Annotated in this window: 17 protein-coding genes; 8 read left to right on the top strand and 9 right to left on the bottom strand. The window is 55.5% G+C overall.

Annotation, left to right across the window (positions count from 1 at the left end; genetic code table 11):
• The first annotated feature begins 1 nt into the window (after position 1).
• Positions 2–898 carry a ribokinase gene (locus tag BJF95_RS04820; RefSeq protein WP_075638321.1) on the top strand — a complete coding sequence of 299 codons (897 nt, stop codon included), beginning with the start codon at positions 2–4 and terminating at the stop codon, positions 896–898.
• 5 nt (positions 899–903) lie between these two features.
• Here BJF95_RS04820 and BJF95_RS04815 read toward each other — a convergent pair whose 3' ends face one another.
• The 7 genes from BJF95_RS04815 to BJF95_RS04785 all read right to left on the bottom strand — a co-directional run bounded on the left by BJF95_RS04815 (position 904) and on the right by BJF95_RS04785 (position 7,898).
• Positions 904–1,668: a glutamine amidotransferase gene (locus BJF95_RS04815; protein ID WP_075638397.1), complete on the bottom strand. Its 765-nt coding sequence runs from the start codon at positions 1,666–1,668 to the stop codon at positions 904–906.
• Positions 1,669–1,699: 31 nt separating this feature from the next.
• On the bottom strand, positions 1,700–2,767 hold the full coding sequence (locus BJF95_RS04810; RefSeq protein WP_075638320.1) for a phosphotriesterase family protein: 1,068 nt from the start codon (positions 2,765–2,767) through the stop codon (positions 1,700–1,702).
• Positions 2,768–2,770: 3 nt separating this feature from the next.
• Positions 2,771–3,775, bottom strand: a complete 1,005-nt coding sequence (locus BJF95_RS04805; RefSeq protein WP_075638319.1) for an ABC transporter permease — start codon at positions 3,773–3,775, stop codon at positions 2,771–2,773.
• Positions 3,772–4,587 carry an ATP-binding cassette domain-containing protein gene (locus BJF95_RS04800; protein ID WP_075638318.1) on the bottom strand — a complete coding sequence of 272 codons (816 nt, stop codon included), beginning with the start codon at positions 4,585–4,587 and terminating at the stop codon, positions 3,772–3,774. The genes BJF95_RS04805 and BJF95_RS04800 overlap by 4 nt, the downstream gene beginning before the upstream one ends.
• A complete protein-coding gene (locus BJF95_RS04795) occupies positions 4,584–5,540 on the bottom strand; it encodes an ABC transporter substrate-binding protein (RefSeq protein WP_075638396.1) in 957 nt (318 codons plus the stop codon). Before BJF95_RS04795 ends, BJF95_RS04800 begins: the two co-directional genes overlap by 4 nt.
• Before the next feature lie 40 nt (positions 5,541–5,580).
• Positions 5,581–6,600, bottom strand: coding sequence for a LacI family DNA-binding transcriptional regulator (locus tag BJF95_RS04790; RefSeq protein WP_075638317.1), 1,020 nt, complete (start codon positions 6,598–6,600; stop codon positions 5,581–5,583).
• A 380-nt stretch (positions 6,601–6,980) separates the two neighbouring features.
• Positions 6,981–7,898, bottom strand: coding sequence for a LysR substrate-binding domain-containing protein (locus tag BJF95_RS04785; RefSeq protein ID WP_075638395.1), 918 nt, complete (start codon positions 7,896–7,898; stop codon positions 6,981–6,983).
• Positions 7,899–8,096: 198 nt separating this feature from the next.
• On the opposite strand from BJF95_RS04785, the gene BJF95_RS04780 reads away from it, so the two are divergent.
• The 6 genes from BJF95_RS04780 (at position 8,097) to BJF95_RS04755 (ending at position 14,564) form a co-directional block, all read left to right on the top strand.
• Positions 8,097–8,939 (top strand): transporter substrate-binding domain-containing protein, encoded by an 843-nt coding sequence (locus BJF95_RS04780; protein ID WP_075638394.1) that lies wholly within the window; start codon positions 8,097–8,099, stop codon positions 8,937–8,939.
• Between the two features lie 95 nt (positions 8,940–9,034).
• Complete coding sequence (locus BJF95_RS04775) at positions 9,035–9,709, top strand: aspartate/glutamate racemase family protein (protein WP_075638316.1); 675 nt, start codon at positions 9,035–9,037, stop codon at positions 9,707–9,709.
• 33 nt (positions 9,710–9,742) lie between these two features.
• Entirely contained in the window at positions 9,743–10,402 is a 660-nt protein-coding gene (locus tag BJF95_RS04770) for an amino acid ABC transporter permease (RefSeq protein ID WP_075638315.1), read from the top strand.
• Between the two features lie 20 nt (positions 10,403–10,422).
• On the top strand, positions 10,423–11,193 hold the full coding sequence (locus BJF95_RS04765; protein WP_075638393.1) for an amino acid ABC transporter ATP-binding protein: 771 nt from the start codon (positions 10,423–10,425) through the stop codon (positions 11,191–11,193).
• Positions 11,194–11,441: 248 nt separating this feature from the next.
• Positions 11,442–12,692, top strand: a complete 1,251-nt coding sequence (locus BJF95_RS04760) for an NAD(P)/FAD-dependent oxidoreductase (RefSeq protein WP_075638392.1) — start codon at positions 11,442–11,444, stop codon at positions 12,690–12,692.
• A 117-nt stretch (positions 12,693–12,809) separates the two neighbouring features.
• Entirely contained in the window at positions 12,810–14,564 is a 1,755-nt protein-coding gene (locus BJF95_RS04755; protein WP_075638314.1) for a thiamine pyrophosphate-binding protein, read from the top strand.
• 53 nt (positions 14,565–14,617) lie between these two features.
• Here BJF95_RS04755 and BJF95_RS04750 read toward each other — a convergent pair whose 3' ends face one another.
• On the bottom strand, positions 14,618–15,046 hold the full coding sequence (locus tag BJF95_RS04750; RefSeq protein ID WP_075638313.1) for an Lrp/AsnC family transcriptional regulator: 429 nt from the start codon (positions 15,044–15,046) through the stop codon (positions 14,618–14,620).
• Between the two features lie 131 nt (positions 15,047–15,177).
• On the opposite strand from BJF95_RS04750, the gene BJF95_RS04745 reads away from it, so the two are divergent.
• Positions 15,178–16,281, top strand: a complete 1,104-nt coding sequence (locus BJF95_RS04745; protein WP_075638312.1) for a saccharopine dehydrogenase family protein — start codon at positions 15,178–15,180, stop codon at positions 16,279–16,281.
• A 93-nt stretch (positions 16,282–16,374) separates the two neighbouring features.
• Here BJF95_RS04745 and ydiJ read toward each other — a convergent pair whose 3' ends face one another.
• Positions 16,375–19,437: a D-2-hydroxyglutarate dehydrogenase YdiJ gene (gene ydiJ, locus BJF95_RS04740; RefSeq protein ID WP_075638311.1), complete on the bottom strand. Its 3,063-nt coding sequence runs from the start codon at positions 19,435–19,437 to the stop codon at positions 16,375–16,377.
• Positions 19,438–19,443 lie beyond the last annotated feature (6 nt).

The following is a 19,443-nucleotide window of genomic DNA, read 5'->3' as shown; positions in this document are numbered from 1 at the left end:
CATGCGTGCCTTCGTTATCGGCAATGTGGCAATCGATGAAATCATGTCTGTTCCGGCCATGCCAGAGGCGGGTGCATCGATTTTTGGCCGCCAGCAGAGTACGGATCTGGGTGGCAAAGGTGCCAACCAGGCGATTGTGCTGAGCCGCGCCGGTTTAAACACCACGCTGATTGCCGCTGTTGGCAGTGACCTTCGTGCTGCCATGATCCGGCAAAGCCTGTCTCTTGAGCCGATCAACACCTGCCTGATCGAATGTGCCGATAAAGCCAGTGATGTCTCCATGATCTTCACCACACCGGATGGTGAAAATGCCATTGTTACCACAACAGACTGTGCCGCAAGCATCCGGCCAGAGCATGTTCTGATCTCCTTGCAGACAGCAAAACCCGGTGATCTTGCCGTTCTGCAAGGCAATCTTAGCGATGACGCCACAGCCGCCATTCTCCACCAGGCCAAACGCCTTGGCATGATCACCGTTTTTAACCCATCGCCGCTTAGGCCCGGTTTTGCTTCTCTTTGGCCGCTGATCGACATCGCCTTTTTGAACCAGGGCGAGGCCGAAAAACTGACCGGGCAGAGCGGCGAAACCGCTGCCCGCTCCTTGCGCGATGCCGGTGTTGGCTCTGTCATCGTCACCCTTGGCGGCCATGGTGCCCTGCTGGTCGATCACAACGGTATTGCGACAATCCCTGCTGTTTCGTCTGCCGTTGTTGATACCACGGGGGCTGGCGACACATTCATGGCGGTTGTGCTGGCATCCAGCCGTTTACGCCATGGCATGCCTGATGGCCTTGCGCTGCATCATGCCGCAAAGGCCGCCAGCCTCACCGTCAGTCGCCGTGGAACCCGGTCTGCCTTTCCATCACAGGCCGAGTTGGCCGCTATCCTCGCCAAGTGAATGAATCAGCGCGCTTGCGTCATCCAGCCCAGGATGTTCTTCCACAGCTTGCCATAGCCTTCCCATTCACAAAACGCAGGCGACAGCCAATGGGGGCCAATATCCGAGGTCCAGGCCACAGTGCGGCCCTTGCCAAACGATCCGGTAACCAACAGCGGATGGCTGCCCTGATCTTTTGGCAGGCGCACGATGACCTCCGCACCTTCGCGCACCTCAACCTCGTTGACGCCCAGCAGCAGCGGCCATTCGCCGCTCAAACCGGCCACAGTTGGATGGTCAGGCTTGATGACATCGGCGGTCGAGCCTTCGGGAATTTCCACCCGATCATCATAGGGCAGGCAGGTGACGGGCAGAACATCTTCCACTGCCGTTCGACGCCAGCGGGCCTTGCCGTCAATGCCCTGAAACGAAAAATAGCCGCCAACCATCAGCAGGTTTCCACCCTTTTCCACCCAGGCCTTGATCAGCTTCAGGCGGTTGGGAACGGTTTTGGAATGCAGCCACACAGCAGGCGGCAGCAGCAGCGAATTGGCCCCGATGTCAGAGAGGATGATGGCATCATAGGCATCCAGTCCCGCCATCTCAAAGGGGAATTTTTCCACCGCTTCATGGGCGGGCATATAGGTCAGCTCAAATTCGCTGCCTTCCAGCACTTTCACCAATGGTTCTGCGCCAAGATGAAAGGTCACGCTGCCGAACTGGTCAAAACCTTTGTAATGGGTGGCGGAGCTGACCCAACTTTCACCCACGAGAAGAATTTTCTTTGTCATCATATGTGTTCCTTATCGAATATATCAGATCTCAGGCGGCAGCCTGAAAGACCGAACGGGGATTGCCCCGCATGAGGGTGGTAAGAGCGTCAGCATTGAGGCCATGACGCTGAAGACGCGGCAAAAAATGCCTCAAAATGTAGGCATAGCCATTGCCGCCATAACGGCTGAGCATCATTTTCAAAAACACATCATGCGATAGCAGGATGCGATCAAGGTGGCCCATCTCCACCAGCTTGACGATAGCGCGGGCGGCATCGTCATCGCTGGGGCATTGCACCTGTTGATCAGCGTAGAAAAAATCCATGCCGATCATGTCATACTCAAGAAAGGCACCCCGGCTGGCGAGTTCGCCTTGATAGCTGAGATCGTCATGGGACGGGTTCATGTGGCACAGCACCGTGTGGCGCAGATCTGCCCCTTCTTCTTCGGCAATATCCAGCACGTTGTGGCCCAACCGATACCAGCCCGGCAAATGCACCATGAGTGGCAGGCCGGTGCGTAGGTGCGCTTGGGCGGCTGCCCGCAGCGACTTTTCTTCATCAGGTGTGAAATCGGAAGAGACGCCAATTTCACCAATCAAGCCGATTTTGACATCGGTGCCATCAACGCCAACCAGCGCTTCCTGCACAATTTCATCGGCTATGGCCTCCACCGTCATCTCGGCCACCTTGGCCGGGTGGGATGAGGCCAGATAATAGCCAGCGCCCATAACGATATTCAACCCGGAGGCTTTGGCAATGCGGCGGAGCGCTTGAGGGTTGCGGCCAATGCCCTGACAGGTAGGCTCGACCACCGTCTTGCCACCCGCCCTGGCAAAATCCATCAGCTCAAGAATGGCCAAAGGCTCGTCATCCAGTGTGATATTGTGCTTGTTGACAAAGGGGTCCTGACGCAATTCGCCAAGGATCTCCATGCAGACAAAGCCTTCCGCCAGATATTGCCGATCAAGCGTTTTGGGCGCATGCCACCAGCAACGGCAATCGTTGAGAATATGTTCGTGCATCAAGGTCACGCCCATCTCGTCAACAGTGATCGGACCTGCAACAGTCATCACCTTGCCCGAGCGAATATGGCCTTCTGAGAGTTCACTGGTCATATCTCACCTCTTCTTTGCTGCGCCAAAGCGGAAGTTTGCGGAAAAGATCCGGGTGTTCAGCCAGATTGCCACCAGAATAATCGCGCCCGTGACAATCTGGGTGAAAAACGGCGAGATATGCATGAGAATGAGACCGTTGCCGATCACCGCAATGGTCATGGTGCCCAGCAGCGTTCCCAGCATGGTTCCGCGCCCGCCTGTCAGCGATGTGCCACCGAGAACCACAGCGGCAATCACCTGCAATTCAAAGCCCACGGCAGCGTTGGATGAGCCAGAGCCAAGTCGCGCTGCAATCAGCAATCCGGCAAGGGCGCAAGCCACACCCGAGACCAGATAGACAGAAGCAACAATCCATTTGGCGGGCATGCCCACGCGGCGGGCTGCTTCCAGATTGGAGCCAACGGCCACCACTTGCCGCCCGTATTTGGTCGATGACACCAGCACGAAGCCTAAGACTGTCACAGCAATGGCAATCAAAGCCGGAACCGGAAGGCTCAGGAACTCGCCGCGCCCCAGCGTGAAAAAGCCCGGCACGTCATTGATAGGAATCGAATAGCCTTGGGTGATGTAGAGCGCCACGCCGCGCAAGATCGACAGGCCTGCCAGCGTGACAATGAAGGCCGGGATGCCCTGATAGGCAATAAACCAGCCCTGTATCAGGCCAATCACGCCGCCCAGAACAAGCATGAGCAGCACTGCGAGCGGCCACGACATTCCGGTTGCCAGCACAATGGCAACGGTTGCATTGATCAGCGCTACCAGCGAGCCAACGGAAAGATCGATGCCGCCGGTGACAATCACCAGTGTCATGGCAACGGCAACAATCAAAATGGGAGCGGCTTGTCGCACCACGTTGAGAATATTGCCCAGTGTTAAAAACGTTTCTGTGGTGATCGAGAAAAACACCATGCAGGCAAAGAAGAAAATCGCAATCGACAGAACTTGCGCATTCTCGGTGATAAAGTCGGCGAAGGGTGAGCCTTTGGCGCGTTCAGTATAGGCGGTCAATGTCTTTCCCCTCCGACGATCAATTTCACCAGATCTTCAAGGTTGGTGCTGCCAATCTGCCGCTCGGCGACTTTCGTGCCCTCATACATCACCGCAATCCGGTCGCAGACGCGAAACAGGTCTTGCAGGCGGTGGGTGATAAGCACCACGGAAACGCCTCTGGCTTTGACGCGATTGATCAGCGCCAGCACCGCTTCCACTTCGGCCACGGCCAGCGCCGAGGTTGGCTCGTCCATGATCAGCACTTTGGGATTGAAAGATGCAGCTCTGGCAATGGCAATCGCCTGCCGCTGGCCGCCCGACAATTTCTCGACCTTGGCGGTGAGGCGTGGAATCCGAATTTCCAGCGCATCCAGCATCTTGCGAGCTTCCACCAGCATTCGGGCGCGATCCAGAAATGGACCTTTGGTCAATTCCCGGCCCAGAAACAGATTGCCAACCACATCAATATGGTCGCACAAGCTCAAATCCTGAAACACCATTTCGATGTTGCGCGACCGTGCATCAGCGGGTCCGGAAAAACGCACCGCCTCGCCATCCAGCGTGATGGTGCCATCATCCGGGAGGTAGGTGCCGGAGATCACTTTGGTCAGCGTTGATTTGCCCGCTGCATTATCACCAACCAGCCCTAAGCACTCGCCGGGAAAGAGATCGAGATCAACACCACGCAGTGCCTGATGGGAACCAAAGGTTTTGCGGATACCACGAAGCGAAATTCGGGGTTCACGCGCGCCGCTTTCTCCGGGTTGCCGGGGGAGATCAACTCCCCCGGCTCCAGGGACAGCGGTTGGGAGCTGTCCACCGGAAATCATTTGAACACAGCCCGGTAAGGCGCAACATTGGCCTTGGTGACAATGGTCACAGGCACGGCAATGGTCTTTTCGACCTTGCCACCGTCCGCAATGGTCTTCAGCGCCTTCACTGCTGTTTCACCCATGGCAGCAGGGTCCTGCTGGATCACGGCGGCAACGTAACCGGCATCAATGCCAGCAATGGCTTGGGCCGTCAGATCCCAGCCGAATACCTTGATGCTGTCCTGCTTGCCCTGACTTTGCACGGCGGCAACCGCGCCCAGCAGCGCAGGCTCGCCGGTGGCATAAATGGCGGTCATGTCCGGGTTGCCGGTGATCAGGTTTTCGGCGGCAGCCAAAGCATTGTCCTGTACATTTTGCCCATCGACAACGCCAACAGTGGAAATGCCGGAAACGCCCTTGATGGTGTCTTCAAAGCCCTTCTGGCGGATATTCTGGATGAAGGAGTTCAGCGCGCCAACAACGCCCAGCTTGGCCTTGCCGCCCATATCCTTCTTGACATAATCGACGAAGAATTTGCCAATATCAGCCCCTGCTTTCGCGTTATCGACACCAATCTGAGCCTTCTGAGGACCTGCAGGCAAGATGCTATCAATGGCCACAACAGGAATACCAGCATCGGCGGCTTCCTTGACGGCAGGCATGATGCCGTTGACGTCGATGGCGACAACGGCAATGCCGTCCACCTTCTGCTGAATATAGGTCTCAATCGCGCTGTTTTGCGCCGCAGGATCATTGTTGGCATTGAAGATCACCAGTTTTGCACCAGCCGCATCCGCAGCCTTCTGAGCACCCTGATTGATCTGATTGAAAAACAGCGCCTGTTGGTTGATCTGCACCAGCGCAAAAGTTTTTTGTGCGGCATTGGCCATGCCTGCTGTGAAGCAAAGGCCGGTGAGGGCCGTGACCGCCAAAGCTGCATTGAGGGTTCTACGTGTAAAAGTCCGGGTCATCATTCCATCCTCTGGTTATAGGTTTGCCCGTTGCTTTTTGTTATTTCGCTGGCGGTGCAACGGAGTTCCGCACAACGATTTCCACTGGCAACAGTTCTTCCGATGCTTTCGCGGGCTGCTGCCAATCGGTGTCGAGAAGCAGCGACAGGGCGCGACTTCCCATTCCCCGCACTGGCTGACGAATGGCCGTCAGCGGCGGAGCAAAAAGATGCAAGGGTCCAACATCGTCAAAGCCGATGACGGAAATCTGCTCAGGAATGGAGATTCCTTGCGCCCGCAGCACTTCGATGACGCCGATGGCGATTTCGTCGGAACTGGCAAAAATTGCGGTCGCCTCGCGCCGACCCGACAGATAGCGCAGGGCCGCTTGCCGTCCGAATTCGATGGTGTAATCACCGCAGTAACGCTCGATGACAGCATTCTCACCATGCTTGGCACGCATGGCAGCTTCAAAGCCAATAAAGCGGCGTTCGGTGCTGATCATGACATCCGGGCCACCGATGTAGAGAACATGCCTATGGCCAAAACCAGCCAAATGCTGCCCAGCCAATTCGCCCCCTTGCCGGTTGTCACAAAACAGTTTTGGCACCGTCGCATCCGGCACATCTTCATCGACAACAACCACCTTTCCGGTGCGGTTGATAATTGCTGCCAACTCGCCGTCATCAGGGTGATTGGTGACAAAGATTAGGCCATCGACGTGATTGCGCTCGAGCAAACTCAAGTACACCATTTCACGACCTGGCCGGTTGAGCGTGGCATAGAGCGATAGCGCCAGTCCCCGAGCATCCGCCTCTTCTTCAACGGCGGCGACGAGAGTTGCAAAAAATGGATTGGCGATATCGGGCACCACCAGGCCGATGGCATCTGATCGCCCACGACTAAGGCGGCGTGCATGCGGATTGGGCTGATAATTGAGGGCGACAATAGCGTCCTCTATCCGCTTGCGGGTCTCGGATGGAAGCTCGAGTGAGCCGTTCAGCATGCGTGAAACGGTTGTCACCGAAACGCCAGCTGCTGCCGCAACATCCTTCAATCCTGTTACCCGCATCTTGGCCATTGCCATCCTGTAAAGCGCTTTAGTAAATCGCTTTACAAAATACATATGAAGATCCATTTTTTGTCAAGCAACCTTAGGGCTAATTTTTAATCGGTGGAAAATTCCGCACAAAATGTAATCGAATGCATCGCCAACGAAACGGAATTTAGAATTCGATGCGGGCTGAAGGTCCATGACAGATCGTGAGCCACTCTGTTGCCGTTACCGATTTCCAGCCGAGGCGATTGCCCATGCCATTTGGCTCAATTGCGCGGAACCTGTGGATGGTTGAAATCGGATCTATGCTGAACATCGGCGGGAGCAACCCATAAGCAAGCCCATCAAAGACCAAACTCCGCAAATTCGCTGATTGCGGGCCTTGGTTATCAGCGTGTTGGCGACTAAAAATTGGCTTTCAATGGCTCCATCGAATCTCTGCGAATGCCGCGGAGCATCCAGTCCCGAAAGACAATGATGTTGGGATTGTGGGATTTTCGTTCGGGATAAACGAGAAAATAGGAGTCGTCCGAGCGGAGCGGTGAGCCAAAGGGCATGTGAAGCTGACCGCTTTTTAGTTCTTCCCTCACATAGAGCACTGGCACCACAGCAAGACCAAGTCCGTGGACGGCCGCGTTTATGATCATTTCATGATGAGCAAAGCGGGTGCCCTGGATGCGACCACTATAAGAAAGTTTTGCGAGCCTTAGCCAGTGAAGCCAAAGGCTGGGGCGGCCCGCATTCTGAATCAAGGGATACTCCGAAAATTGCAGTGGATCCAGCTTTGCATCCAGCGGAACGAGATTTGGCGATGCAACAACAGCCAAAGTTTCGGGAAAGAGTTCGATAGAGCGGGCATGAAGCCACGTACCCGCGCCGCGCAAAATTGCAATATCAAACCGTGTTGTTTCAAAATCTGTCGATGGTGTTGCCAGAGTGACTTCGACAGGAATGTCAGGATAGCTTGAAACAAACGAGCCCAATCTCTGCGGCAGCCAGCGCGATGCAAAAGTAGGATGTGTGCCGATCATCAGGGACGTGTCAACGCTTCGACCACGCACGGCATCAATCGAAATTTCCTCCAATCGGTCGAGTGTCAGGGCAAGGTCACGGTAATAATTTGCGCCTGTCTCTGTCAAAACAAGACGCGGACCCGAGCGATGGAAAAGTTGTGTGCCCAGAAAATCTTCGAGATTGCGGATTTGACGGCTGATCCCGCTTTGCGTCAGGCCGAGATCTTCTGCCGCTTTGGTGAAATTCATATAACGTGCGGCCGCTTCAAACGCATGCAGGGCTGAAAGCGAAGGGAGGTAGCGTCTCATCCAGGAACCCATCCATCATGACTAAAACTCATGCAAGATGTAGTATTCGCAATTTCCTATTGGCGGCAATATGTCGCAAAAATTAATCACCGTCCGGCTTTTGAGTATCGAATGCACCTGGCAGTCATGGGAGTGGTTCATGCTTGAGGGCGACTTTGGTCAATGAACGGCACCAATAAAGATAAAAAGGGGTTCAACATGAATAGACGTGAATTCGCAGGCCTGTTTGGTCTTGCAGGAGCAGGAATTGCCGCAACGGCTCTCGCGACGCCAGCGATTGCGCAGCAGGCAACAGGTTCAACCTTCGACAAGATTCGCAGCAGCAAAAAATTGCGTGTGGCAGGTATTGTTGGTACCGAACCATACTATCACAAGGATATTGCAACGGGTGAATGGACCGGCTTTTGCATGAGCATGGCTCGCGATCTCGCCAAGTCGCTGGAAGCCGAAGTGGAAATTAGCGAAACGACTTGGGGAAATGCGGTGCTTGATCTGCAATCCAACAAGATCGACATCATGTTTGGCCTCAGCCCGACGCCGTCGCGTGCGCTGGTGGTCGAGTTTACACGCCCGATCATGCAAAATACCTTCACAATTATTGCCAAGCCGGGCCTTGAACCCAAAACCTGGGAAGAGCTCAACAAGCCCGAAGTGCGCATTGCGGTTGATATTGGCTCCACGCATGATCTGTTTGCCCGCCGCGTCCTGCCCAAGGCGACACTGGTTGCCCTGAAAACTCCGGATGATGCAACGCTTGCCGTGCAGGCGGGCCGCGCCGATGCGGTTATTCAGGTTGCCATGCTGTCTTTGGTGACGGTCAAGAAAAACCCGCGGGTCGGAAAGATTGTGGTTCCCGGTCCGATCGTTCGTCAGCCAACCTGTGCCGGCGTGCGTGCCGAAGACAGCCCGCGTTTTCGCACATTTGTTGATAACTGGCTGGAGTATAACCGCTCATCCGGTGTGGTCACCGAATGGATCACGAACAGCCTAGCGCTTGTGGGCGTGCAGAAGCAGGATATTCCAGCCGATATCCAGTTCTGATCGTTGCCGGCTTTTTTCCGTAGGCCGCCGCACCGTATCCGGGCAGAAGCCCGGTTGCGTTCGCATCGTCGAGCCTTGGTATAAATGGTGAAAACATGAAAAGACCTCTCGGCATCATGATGCTTGATACGGCTTTCGAGCGTCCGGTCGGAGACGTCGGCAATGCTGGAAGCTGGCCGTTTCCCGTGCTTTTCAAGCGGGTAGCGGGTGCGTCAGCGCATAAGGTGGTCTCAGGGCAGGATGAGGATTTGCTGGAGGCTTTTGTTGCGGCAGGACTTGAGCTGGTGACGGAAGGTGCTTGTGCGCTGACAACATCCTGCGGCTTTCTGGCCCAGCGTCAATCACAGCTCTCAGTAAGGCTGCCCGTGCCTGTCGCCACATCCAGCCTTTTGCAGATTCCGTCTGTTTCCGCGATGTTGCCAAAGGGCAAAAGAGTGGGCGTTATCACCTATGATCGCGCCTCTCTCACCCATCGGCATTTCGAAGAGGTCGGTGTCTGCGACATTCCACCCATTGAGGGGCTGCCAAAAGGTGGTGCCTTTCATGGACTGATCGAAGGAGGAACGCCCTACGATGCATCTGCGATGGCCGATGAAATGGTGCTGACCGTCAAAACGCTGATTCAGCAGCATCCTGATGTCGGGGCGCTGGTTTTTGAATGCACCAACCTGCCGCCATTCTCATCGCTCATTTCGCAACGCTTCGGGCTTCCTGTCTTCGATATTCTGACGCTCGGCAAGTGGCTGTATTCCAGCCAGACAGCCGCTTGATGTCAGACACCAAATTATAAAAGGGGTTCAAAGATGCAGTATCAATGGGACTTCGGGTTCCTTATCCAATATAAAAGCCTGATCTGGACGGGCGTTCTTTACACCATTGGCTTTACGATCGGCACGGCCCTTTCGGGTCTTGTGCTTGGGTGCGTGATTGCGCTGGCGCGGCTGTCCACCATCCGCTTCCTCGGTTCTGTCATTATCGGCTTTACGGAAATCTTCCGTTGTACGCCTGTTCTGGTGCAATTGGTCTGGTGTTATTACGCGCTCCCGATGTTGACAGGGATCGAAATGTCAGCAGGAACGGCGGCATTTGTCACCCTGACGCTCTATGGCGGCTCCTTTTTTGGCGAAATCATTCGTGGCGGCATCATATCCGTTGATCTCGGACAGTGGGATGCGGGCCGCGCGCTGGGAATGCAACGTCACCAGTTGATGGCACGGATCATCTTGCCACAGGCTTTTCGCAGAATGATTCCCCCGCTGATGAACCAGACCGTTTTGCAATTGAAGAACACCTCTTTGCTATCAGTTCTGGCGGTTCCTGATCTGCTTTACCAGGGGCAGTTGATCACTTCGGCAAGCTATCGGCCGCTGGAAACCTACACGATGATCGCGGTGATCTATTTTATTCTTCTCTTCCCCCTCACGCGCTTCGCTCATCGGCTTGAAGCGCGCAAAAGCCACTGAGGCAGGTGAAAGGTATGGATATGACCACTGATGTCATGATTGAACTGATTGGTGTCCAAAAGTCCTTCGGGAACTTGATGGTGCTGAAGGATATTACGCTGAACGTGAAAAGAGGCGATGTCGTCGCGCTGATTGGCCCCAGCGGCTCGGGCAAGTCAACCCTGTTGCGCAGCGTGAACCTGCTGACCACGCCGGAAAAGGGTGTGATCCGGGTTGGAAGCCAGACCATTGACTTTTCCACTGCAAAAAGTCTGCCCGGCGATAAGGCGCTGGCAGCCTTTCGCGCTCGCACCGGCATGGTTTTCCAGAGCTTCAACCTGTTCCCCCACATGAGTGTTGAGCAAAATGTGATGGAAGGGCCGGTGACTGTTCTCAAGATGCCAAAGGCGGAGGCAAAAGCGCTGGCGCATGATTTACTGGCCAAAGTGGGCCTTGCCGACAAGGCAACCGCGCATCCTGAAAGCCTTTCTGGGGGACAGAAGCAGCGTGTTGCCATTGCGCGAGCCCTGGCCATGAAGCCTGAAGTCATGCTGTTTGATGAGGCAACATCCGCGCTCGACCCGGAACTGGTTGGAGAGGTTCTCTCGGTAATCCGCTCACTGGCCGCAGAAGGCATGACCATGCTTTTGGTCACGCATGAAATGGCCTTTGCCCGAGATGTGGCCGACCGGGTTATCTTCATGCGTGACGGAAGCGTGGTGGAGGAGGGCGAGGCGCGGCAAGTGATTGGCAGCCCGAAAGAGCCAGCCACGCAGGCCTTTCTTGCTCATTTTCATGGTGCTTTGACCTGACACGACAAACGAAAGCATCGGCTGAAACGTGGGAACCGGTTTTCAGTTAAATCCGATGCGGAAAAAAACTGAGAGCATCGTGACGATTCCGATTTTCGGTCCGATGCGCTCAGGGGCGCGACGATCTCGTCCGTCTCCCAGTGATACGAACCCCGGTTTGCTCTCTGCTCCGTTCTTTCTTTGGAAAGCGCGAAGGTGAAGGCTTGCCTTGCTTCAAGAATGAAATGGCACTTTATAAGGGGCCGAAAATGAAAGTTATTGTCATTGGCGCTGGAATTGTTGGAGCCTGCACCGCTCTGGAATTGCTGCGTGACGGCCATGAGGTCACAATTATCGAGGCGGGCGAGCCGGGCGGAAGACAGGCCGCAAGCTATGGGCATGGATGCTGGATCAGCCCGGCCTCCGTGGTGCCCATGTCAACACCCGGTCTCTGGAAACAGGTCCCGGGCTATTTGCTCAATCCTGACGGCCCGCTGGTGATCCGCTGGCAGCATATTTTCAAGCTTTTGCCATGGCTGACCCGCTTTTTAATGGCTGGCTCCACTTTGGCAAAGGTTGAGCGAACAGCAAAAGCTCTGTCCACTTTGCTGAAAGACAGCCCGGAGCGACATATTGCGCTCGCTCAGAGCATTGAGCAACCAGAGCTTATTCGGCGCGAAGGCCTTCTTTACGCTTACCCGGACCGTTCCGCTTTTGAGAGGGAAAAGCTTGCCTGGCATTTACGTCAGCTAACCGGCCTTCGCTGGCAGGAGCTGGATGAACTCGGCATCAAAAATCGTGAACCAGCGCTTTCCAGCCATTATCGTTTCGGCATTCTCGCGGAAGCTGGCGCGCATTGCATTGATCCCAGCCATTATGTGGCCAGCCTTGTTGCAGAAGCGGTGGCGCGGGGTGCCCGGGTCATCAAAGCCAAGGCAACAGGTTTTTCCATGCAAGGCGGCAATCTTCAGGCCGTGAAAACAGACAGGGGTGATATTGCCTGTGATCGGACAGTCATCACAGCCGGTGTCTGGTCGAAGGCGCTTGCGCGGATGGTCGGAGATCGGATTCCTTTGGAGTCTGAGCGCGGCTATCACGGTGTGATCAGCGCACCGGTGAGCGGACCTGCGCATCCTGTTATGCCAAGCGATGGTAAAATGGCCAACACGCCCACGGTACAAGGCCTTCGCCTATCCGGACAGGTGGAACTGGCCACCGTGGATACGCCGCCCAACTGGAAGCGGGTCGATATTCTACTCGATCACGCGCGCAAAACCTACTCCGGTCTGCCACAGGCTGGTGAGATTGCCGTTGATCGATGGATGGGGCACCGCCCCTCGACGCCTGATGGTCTGCCCGTCATCGGCAAGGCATCGCGCTGTGAGCAGGTGATCTATGCCTTCGGTCACGGGCATGTGGGCTTTGCCAGCGGTCCTATCAGCGGGCGGCTGGCCGCCGATCTTGTCAGCGGCAAACCGCCAGAGCGTGATCTCAAACCCTTTTCACCGCAGCGCTTCTGATCGTTTTGGATGGCGGACCCGGGTGAGAGGTTTCACCCTGTCCGAACATCAGAAGTGCTGCCGAACTCATCGTCACTGCATGTGACATACCCGTATCATTTAACTCAGGAGATTGCCGTGCGCGGTGCAGACATACTTGTCGAAATGCTTATAGGCTATGGCGTCGAAGTCATTTTCGGCGTTCCAGGCGATACCAATGTTCCCTTTTACGAAGCATTGCAGGAGCGTGAGGGAAAAATCCGGCATGTCATGGCCCGCGATGAGCGATCCGCTGGCTATATGGCCGATGCCTATGGCCGTTTCACCAGCAAGCCGGGCGTGTTCGAGTGCCCGTCGGGTGCAGGTGCCATGTATTCCCTGCCGCCAGTGGCGGAATCAAACTCCTCTTCGGTTCCGGTGATCTTGCTGACAATTGACATTCCGCTGCCGGGAGAAGGCCGTGGTGTGTTAACAGAACTCGATTGCGCCCGCCTGTTCGAGCCGATTACCAAAATGTCCGTGCAGGTAAAGAGCCCGGAAAAGCTGCCCGAAATCATCCGCCGCGCCTTCCGCGTCGCCTGCTCCGGCAAGCCGGGTGCTGTACATTTGCAAATCCCGGAAGACATGCTGCTGGCCGAGGTCGATCCCGCCCGTGTTTCGCTGCATGTCGAAACCGAATGCCAACAATTCCCGGCCTATCCAACCCTTCCGGCACCCGGAAAGCTGGAAAATGTCCTTGCGCTGCTGACCTCGTCCAAGAAGCCATTGATCGTGTCTGGCGGCGGCGTAAATCGCTCCTGCGCAGGTCCGGAGGTTACAGCCCTTGCGGAAAAGCTCAACATTCCGGTTTGCACCACCATGACCGGACAGGGCACCATGCCAGATGACCACCGTCTTGCGGTGGGGGTGATTGGCGATAACGGCTTCCACCCCCACGCCAATTGGGCACTGGAACACGCCGATTTCGTTCTCTTTGTTGGCTCGCGCATGGGAAGTGTCGTCACCATCGGCTGGACATTCCCAAAAATCACGCTGAACAAGCGCGTGGCGCAAATTGATATCGATCCCGAAATCATGGCCAACAATTACGAGAATGTGGTGTCGGTTCAAGGCGATGCACGACTGGTGCTGGAGCAATTGATCGCTATGGCTCCAGCCAATAATGATGCCAGCCGCACGCAATCCTGGGTCGATGAACTCAATGACTTGCGTGGCCGTTTTTGGGAAAATGCGGAAGCGCTGCTTAATTCTGATGCCACGCCGCTGCGTCCAGAGCGTGCGGTGCGTTGCTTTAACGAAGCCTTGGAAGCCTATGGCAAGCCCGCCCATATCTATTCTGATGCGGGAACGCCGACACCGCATATGACGCGCTTTTTGAAGCTTAAAGACCGGAGCACGCGCTTTGCCATTCCGCGTGCTTTTGGTGGTCTTGGTTCCGCCTTGCCTGCGACGGTTGGTGCATGGTTTGCCGACAAGCAACGCCGCCCTATTGGCATGTTTGGCGATGGCTCATTTGGCATGAGCGTTGGTGAGCTGGAAACGCTGGTGCGGCTTCAGGTTCCAGCCATTCTGCTGCTGTTCAACAACGGCACGTTTGGCTGGATCAAAGGTTTGCACCGGCTGAAAGGTCATAACCAGTGCTTTGGCGTGGATTTTATGCCGCCAAAAGGTCAGGCAATCGCCGAAGCCTTTGATGTCAAAGCATGGACAGCCAAGAATGCCAAAGAACTGGATGCGGCTCTGGCAGAAGCTTTTGCCTATAAAGACGGGCCATGCCTGATTGATATCCATGTGGAATCGATTGCTGACCGCGTTCCGCCGGTCTATTCTTGGCTGACCAAGCGTGGCAAAGACCCGCTTAGCGTGGAAGCCGAGGAAGTACGGTACTTCTGATCTCTTTTGCAACCGACAAAAACTGAAGCGCTGGCAGCAATGCTGGCGCTTTTTTATCTGGAAATCCGTGTCGACAGGATAATCGATGACAAGGTTCTCTCCACCCCATCAATGGTGCCGATTTCGTCAATGGTTTGATCTAGCTCGGTAATTGATGGGGCCGCGAGAAGGGCAATCAGATCAAAATTGCCGCTGACCGAGTGCAGCGCGGTGACGGGTTTCAGCCGCTCAAGCGCACCCACCACTTGTGAAAGCGCCTTTGGCGCGATGGTGATTAGAATATGAGCGCGGATTAGTGACGAGGCATAGCGATCTGACAGCCGCACGCCATAACCGGCAATCACGCCTTGCGCCTCCAGCCGCTCAATCCGTGCCTGCACAGTGGTGCGCGACAGGCCAAGCTTCTTGGCGAGCGTTGCCACCGGCATCCGGCTGTTTTCGCTCAGAAGGGCCAGCAGTTCACGGTCCTTGTCATTCAGCATGGTGTGTCACTTTGTCTATTTTGATCGGCATATTGTCGAAAATTGCCCTTTATTATGCTCACTTCAACACTGTGAATCAACAGTCAGACGGCGCAAAATGGTGGTCAGAAAAGCATTTAAAGGGGAATATCATGAAGGACATTATCGTTATTGGCGCAGGCAAGATTGGCGGTGCTATTGCGCTTATGCTGGCCGATACTGGCGATTACAAGGTCACGGTGACAGATCGCAGTGCCGAGCAGCTTGCCAAGGTCGACAAGCATCCAGCAATTTCCACCTCCCAGCTCGACATTGCCGATCAGGCTCAACTGGTCAAAACGCTCTCGGGCAAATTTGCTGTTCTCTCTGCCGCTCCCTTCAACCTGACAGGTCTGATCGCCGAAGCCGCAAAGTCCGCAGGCGTGCATTATCTTGATCTGACCGAAGATGTCGCGACGACCAAAAAGGTTGAGCAATTGGCAAAAGGTGCGGATGTCGCCTTCATTCCGCAATGCGGCTTGGCACCGGGCTTCATTTCAATTGTTGCCAATGATCTGGCAAAGCATTTCGACAGCCTGGACAGCGTCCGTATGCGCGTCGGCGCTCTGCCGCAATATCCGTCTAACGCGCTGAACTATAACCTCACCTGGAGCACAGACGGTCTGATCAATGAATATATCGAGCCTTGCGAAGCCATTGTCGAAGGCAAGTTGATCACCGTTCCGGCCATGGAAGAGCGTGAAGAATTCTCGCTGGATGGCGTGACCTATGAGGCTTTCAACACCTCAGGCGGGCTTGGCACACTGGCCAAGACACTGGACGGTAAGGTGCGAACCATGAATTACCGCACCATCCGCTATCCCGGCCATCAAGCCATCATCAAGGCGCTGTTGAATGATCTCAACCTCAAGAACCGCCGCGATGTGCTGAAAGATCTGTTTGAAAATGCGCTTCCTGCCACCATGCAGGATGTGGTGGTGATTTTTGTCACCGTCTGTGGTTGGAAAGACGGGCGTTACTTGCAGGAAACCTATGCCAACAAAGTCTATGCTGGTGTTGTGGCAGGCAAGAAGATGAGCGCCATCCAGATTACCACAGCAGCAGGCATCGCGACGGTTCTCGATCTTCTGGCAGACGGCAAGCTTCCGCAAAAGGGCTTCGTGCGACAGGAAGAAATTACCCTTGATGATGTGCTGAACAACCGCTTTGGCCGCGCCTATAATCCCGAAGCGCTACGGCTGAAAGAAGCCGTCTGAGCGGCAAACCGATCAAACGAGATGAGGGCAGCGTCATACGCTGCCCTCAGACGACTGACAAACCTATCCTCGCACTTCTGCGTCATCCTCGGGTCAAACCCGAGGATGACTAGAGGAGATGTTCTGCTCTTTTTGATGAGTAGCTGTCAAAAGCTGGTCTAGAACCTGAAGCGGATGCGGCAGGCGACGACCATTCATGATTTTGACCTGCGAACGGCAGGAATAGCCGGTGACCATCAAAATGTCCGTAAGCCCTTGACGCTTGACAATATCCGCCCAGCTCATGGCGTAAAGCTGCTCCGCCATAGGCCGATTGCGGGTCTCATGGCCAAATGTGCCCGCCATGCCGCAGCAGCCGGTATCGGCAATGTCCAGCGTCAGCCCAAATGCCTTGAACACCACCTTCCACTGACCAAGGGAAGCTGCCGCATTGGAGCGTTCCGTGCAGTGAACCATCAGGGTTAGCTTACCGCCCTCGGGTGCATCGGCAATGTTCGGCAATGCGGCGCTCACCAGCCATTCCTGCGGCAAGGCAATTGTGGTTTTGAGCGGATTTCCACTCAGCGCCTTGTATTCGCTGCGAAACGTGATTGTCATGGACGGATCAAGCCCAACCAGCGGAATACCAAGATCGGCAAGGCTTTGCAGATAGGCTCCGGTTTTTCGGGCTGCTTTTTCAAAGCGTGCAGAATAGCCATGGACATGCAGTGCCTTGCCATTGATATGGGGGGCCAGCATTGGCTTCAAACCAATCTTGCAAGCAAGGCTGATGGCGGCAACCGCAACCGCAGGATCAAAATAGGCGGTAAAGGCATCGACCACAAAGACAACGATGGCCTTTCTTTGCTCCGGTGTCAGCCTTGCCAAAGACGCCACATCGGCAATCGGAACATTGAGACGCCGAGCGTGGTTTTCAAGCGAATGATCGGCAAGACGGGGCAGGGCCGTCAGCCCCACCAGCCGCATCATTGCCTTGCCTGCTGTTGTCTCTACCGTCAGATTATAAAGCGGGCTGAATTTTGCCATTAACGGTAAAAGGCTTTCAATCGAAGCCACCAGCGGATCTTTCAACGGGCGCAGATAGCGCCCATGATAGACATCGAGAAATTTCGAGCGAAAGGCCGGAACGCTGACCTTGACCGGACATTGCCCCGCACAGGCCTTGCAAGACAGACAGCTATCCATGGCTACCTTGACCTCGTGGGAAAAATCCGTGCGGTTTCTCGGGTTCAAGGTGTTCAGGACGCGGCGCACCACTGTAAAGCCGCTTTGCTTTCGTCTCTCACGGCGCGGGTCCACTCCTCTCTCGGCTAGGAGCCTCAGCCATTCGCGCATCAAGGATGCCCGGCCCTTGGGCGAGAGGCGACGGTCACGGCTTGCCTTATAAGAAGGACACATGGGGCTTGTTTCATCAAAGTCGAAACAGGCACCATTGCCGTTGCAATAGGGCGCGTTGTCAAAGGCAGCGCGGATGTCGTTGCCAATCACCCGATCCGCGTCACCTCTGAGAGGAACGGCATCGATCTTGAGCAGCGGCTTGTCACTTGGACTGGCAATCTTGCCGGGGTTGAGGCGATTGTTCGGATCAAAAGCGTGCTTGATCTCTTGCAGGCAAGGGTAGAGATCACCGAAAAATTCGGGCACATATTCCGAGCGCACACCCTTGCCGTGCTCGCCCCACAGCACACCGCCATATTTGCGCGTCAGTGCCACCACCGCATCGCTGATCTCTCGCACCAGCGGCACATGGTCTGGCCTTGCCAGATCAAGCGCTGGACGCACATGCAAAACACCTGCATCGACGTGGCCGAACATGCCATAGGCCACGCCAGCCTTATCGAGAAGAGCACGAAATTCGCGGATATAGGCGGCCAGATTTTCCGGTGGCACGGCCGTATCTTCCACAAAGGCCACGGGCCTGACCGGGCCGTCGACATTGCCCAGAAGGCCAACGGCGCGTTTGCGCATGGTCCAGATGGCTTCCGCATCCTTATGGCCGCGCGCCACCGTCAGACCAAGGCGGTTTGGATTTGCAACGGTATCAAGGGCGGCAATCACCGCGTCCAGCTTTTGCTCCAGATCCGCCTTTGTCTCAGCCAGCACCTCAACAATGTTGATGCCATTGGCGGCTTTGCCGGCATCATCGGGAAAAAACGCATTGATCGCCGTCCAGACGATATCGCCTTTGGCAAGGCCAAGCACTTTCTCATCCACCGTCTCAACGGAGGCGACTTTGAGGGTGGTGAGATTGCGGGCATCTTCAAGTGCTGCATTGAAGTCATTGTAGCGGATGTTGATCAGTGCGACTTCGGCAGGCAGCGGCAGCAGGTTCAATTCCGCCTCGGCAATCAGCGCCAGTGTGCCTTCGGATCCGCACAAAATGGCGTTGAGATCAAACATGTCATTGTCGCGCTGCACATGGGCCAGATCATAGCCGGTCATATAGCGATTGAGATTGGGAAAAACCTGCCCGATACGCTCTTGCTTTTCCCGGGTAATCCGGTCCACCACGCGGTGAATATCGCCGATCCGGTCCTTGCGCTGCATGGTCTCTTCGAGGGCGGCAGGGCTTAAGGGGCGTGACCAAAAATCACTGCCATCCATCAGCACCACACGCAGCCCCAGCACATGATTGGAGGTCTTGCCATAGAGGCAAGAGCCTTGCCCGCAAGCGTCAGTGGAGACCATGCCGCCAATTGTGGCGCGGTTGGAGGTGGAAAGTTCAGGCGCAAAAAACAGCCCGTGCGGCTTTAAGGCGCGATTGAGCTGATCCTTGACCACACCCGCTTCAACCTTTGCCACCCGCCGCACCGGATCTATGTCCAGAATACGGTTCATATGGCGCGAGCAATCGACCACCACGCCATCGGTCAGTGATTGGCCATTGGTGCCTGTGCCGCCGCCGCGCGGCGCAATGACAATGTTTTGAAATTCCGGCTCGGATAAAATTCGGGCCAGAATTTGCATGTCGCCCGCATGACGCGGAAAAACCACGGCCTGCGGCTCCACCTGATAGATGGAATTATCGGTGGCATAGACGGTGCGCGTTGATGTCTTGCGCTCAAGATCGCCCTGAAAACCTGCCTCGATCAGGCGATCAAAGAACCGGATCGAGGGCTCTACCAAGGATTGACGGCGTTCAAGGCGTGGGATCATGGTGCA

The sequence above is a fragment of the Rhizobium oryziradicis genome (assembly GCF_001939045.1).
Taxonomy (GTDB): Bacteria; Pseudomonadota; Alphaproteobacteria; order Rhizobiales; family Rhizobiaceae; genus Allorhizobium; species Allorhizobium oryziradicis.
The sequence above is the reverse complement of the archived record's forward strand: the minus strand, read 5'-3'. Positions and strand labels throughout refer to the sequence as shown.

Bases quoted from the DNA above. Each gene is read 5' to 3' on its own strand.
- BJF95_RS04820 (WP_075638321.1), top strand. From the start codon at position 2: ATGCGTGCCTTCGTTATCGGCAATGTGGCAATCGATGAAATCATGTCT.
- BJF95_RS04815 (WP_075638397.1), bottom strand. From the start codon at position 1,668: ATGACAAAGAAAATTCTTCTCGTGGGTGAAAGTTGGGTCAGCTCCGCC.
- BJF95_RS04810 (WP_075638320.1), bottom strand. From the start codon at position 2,767: ATGACCAGTGAACTCTCAGAAGGCCATATTCGCTCGGGCAAGGTGATG.
- BJF95_RS04800 (WP_075638318.1), bottom strand. From the start codon at position 4,587: ATGATTTCCGGTGGACAGCTCCCAACCGCTGTCCCTGGAGCCGGGGGA.
- BJF95_RS04795 (WP_075638396.1), bottom strand. From the start codon at position 5,540: ATGACCCGGACTTTTACACGTAGAACCCTCAATGCAGCTTTGGCGGTC.
- BJF95_RS04790 (WP_075638317.1), bottom strand. From the start codon at position 6,600: ATGGCCAAGATGCGGGTAACAGGATTGAAGGATGTTGCGGCAGCAGCT.
- BJF95_RS04785 (WP_075638395.1), bottom strand. From the start codon at position 7,898: ATGAGACGCTACCTCCCTTCGCTTTCAGCCCTGCATGCGTTTGAAGCG.
- BJF95_RS04780 (WP_075638394.1), top strand. From the start codon at position 8,097: ATGAATAGACGTGAATTCGCAGGCCTGTTTGGTCTTGCAGGAGCAGGA.
- BJF95_RS04775 (WP_075638316.1), top strand. From the start codon at position 9,035: ATGAAAAGACCTCTCGGCATCATGATGCTTGATACGGCTTTCGAGCGT.
- BJF95_RS04770 (WP_075638315.1), top strand. From the start codon at position 9,743: ATGCAGTATCAATGGGACTTCGGGTTCCTTATCCAATATAAAAGCCTG.
- BJF95_RS04765 (WP_075638393.1), top strand. From the start codon at position 10,423: ATGACCACTGATGTCATGATTGAACTGATTGGTGTCCAAAAGTCCTTC.
- BJF95_RS04760 (WP_075638392.1), top strand. From the start codon at position 11,442: ATGAAAGTTATTGTCATTGGCGCTGGAATTGTTGGAGCCTGCACCGCT.
- BJF95_RS04750 (WP_075638313.1), bottom strand. From the start codon at position 15,046: ATGCTGAATGACAAGGACCGTGAACTGCTGGCCCTTCTGAGCGAAAAC.
- BJF95_RS04745 (WP_075638312.1), top strand. From the start codon at position 15,178: ATGAAGGACATTATCGTTATTGGCGCAGGCAAGATTGGCGGTGCTATT.
- ydiJ (WP_075638311.1), bottom strand. From the start codon at position 19,437: ATGATCCCACGCCTTGAACGCCGTCAATCCTTGGTAGAGCCCTCGATC.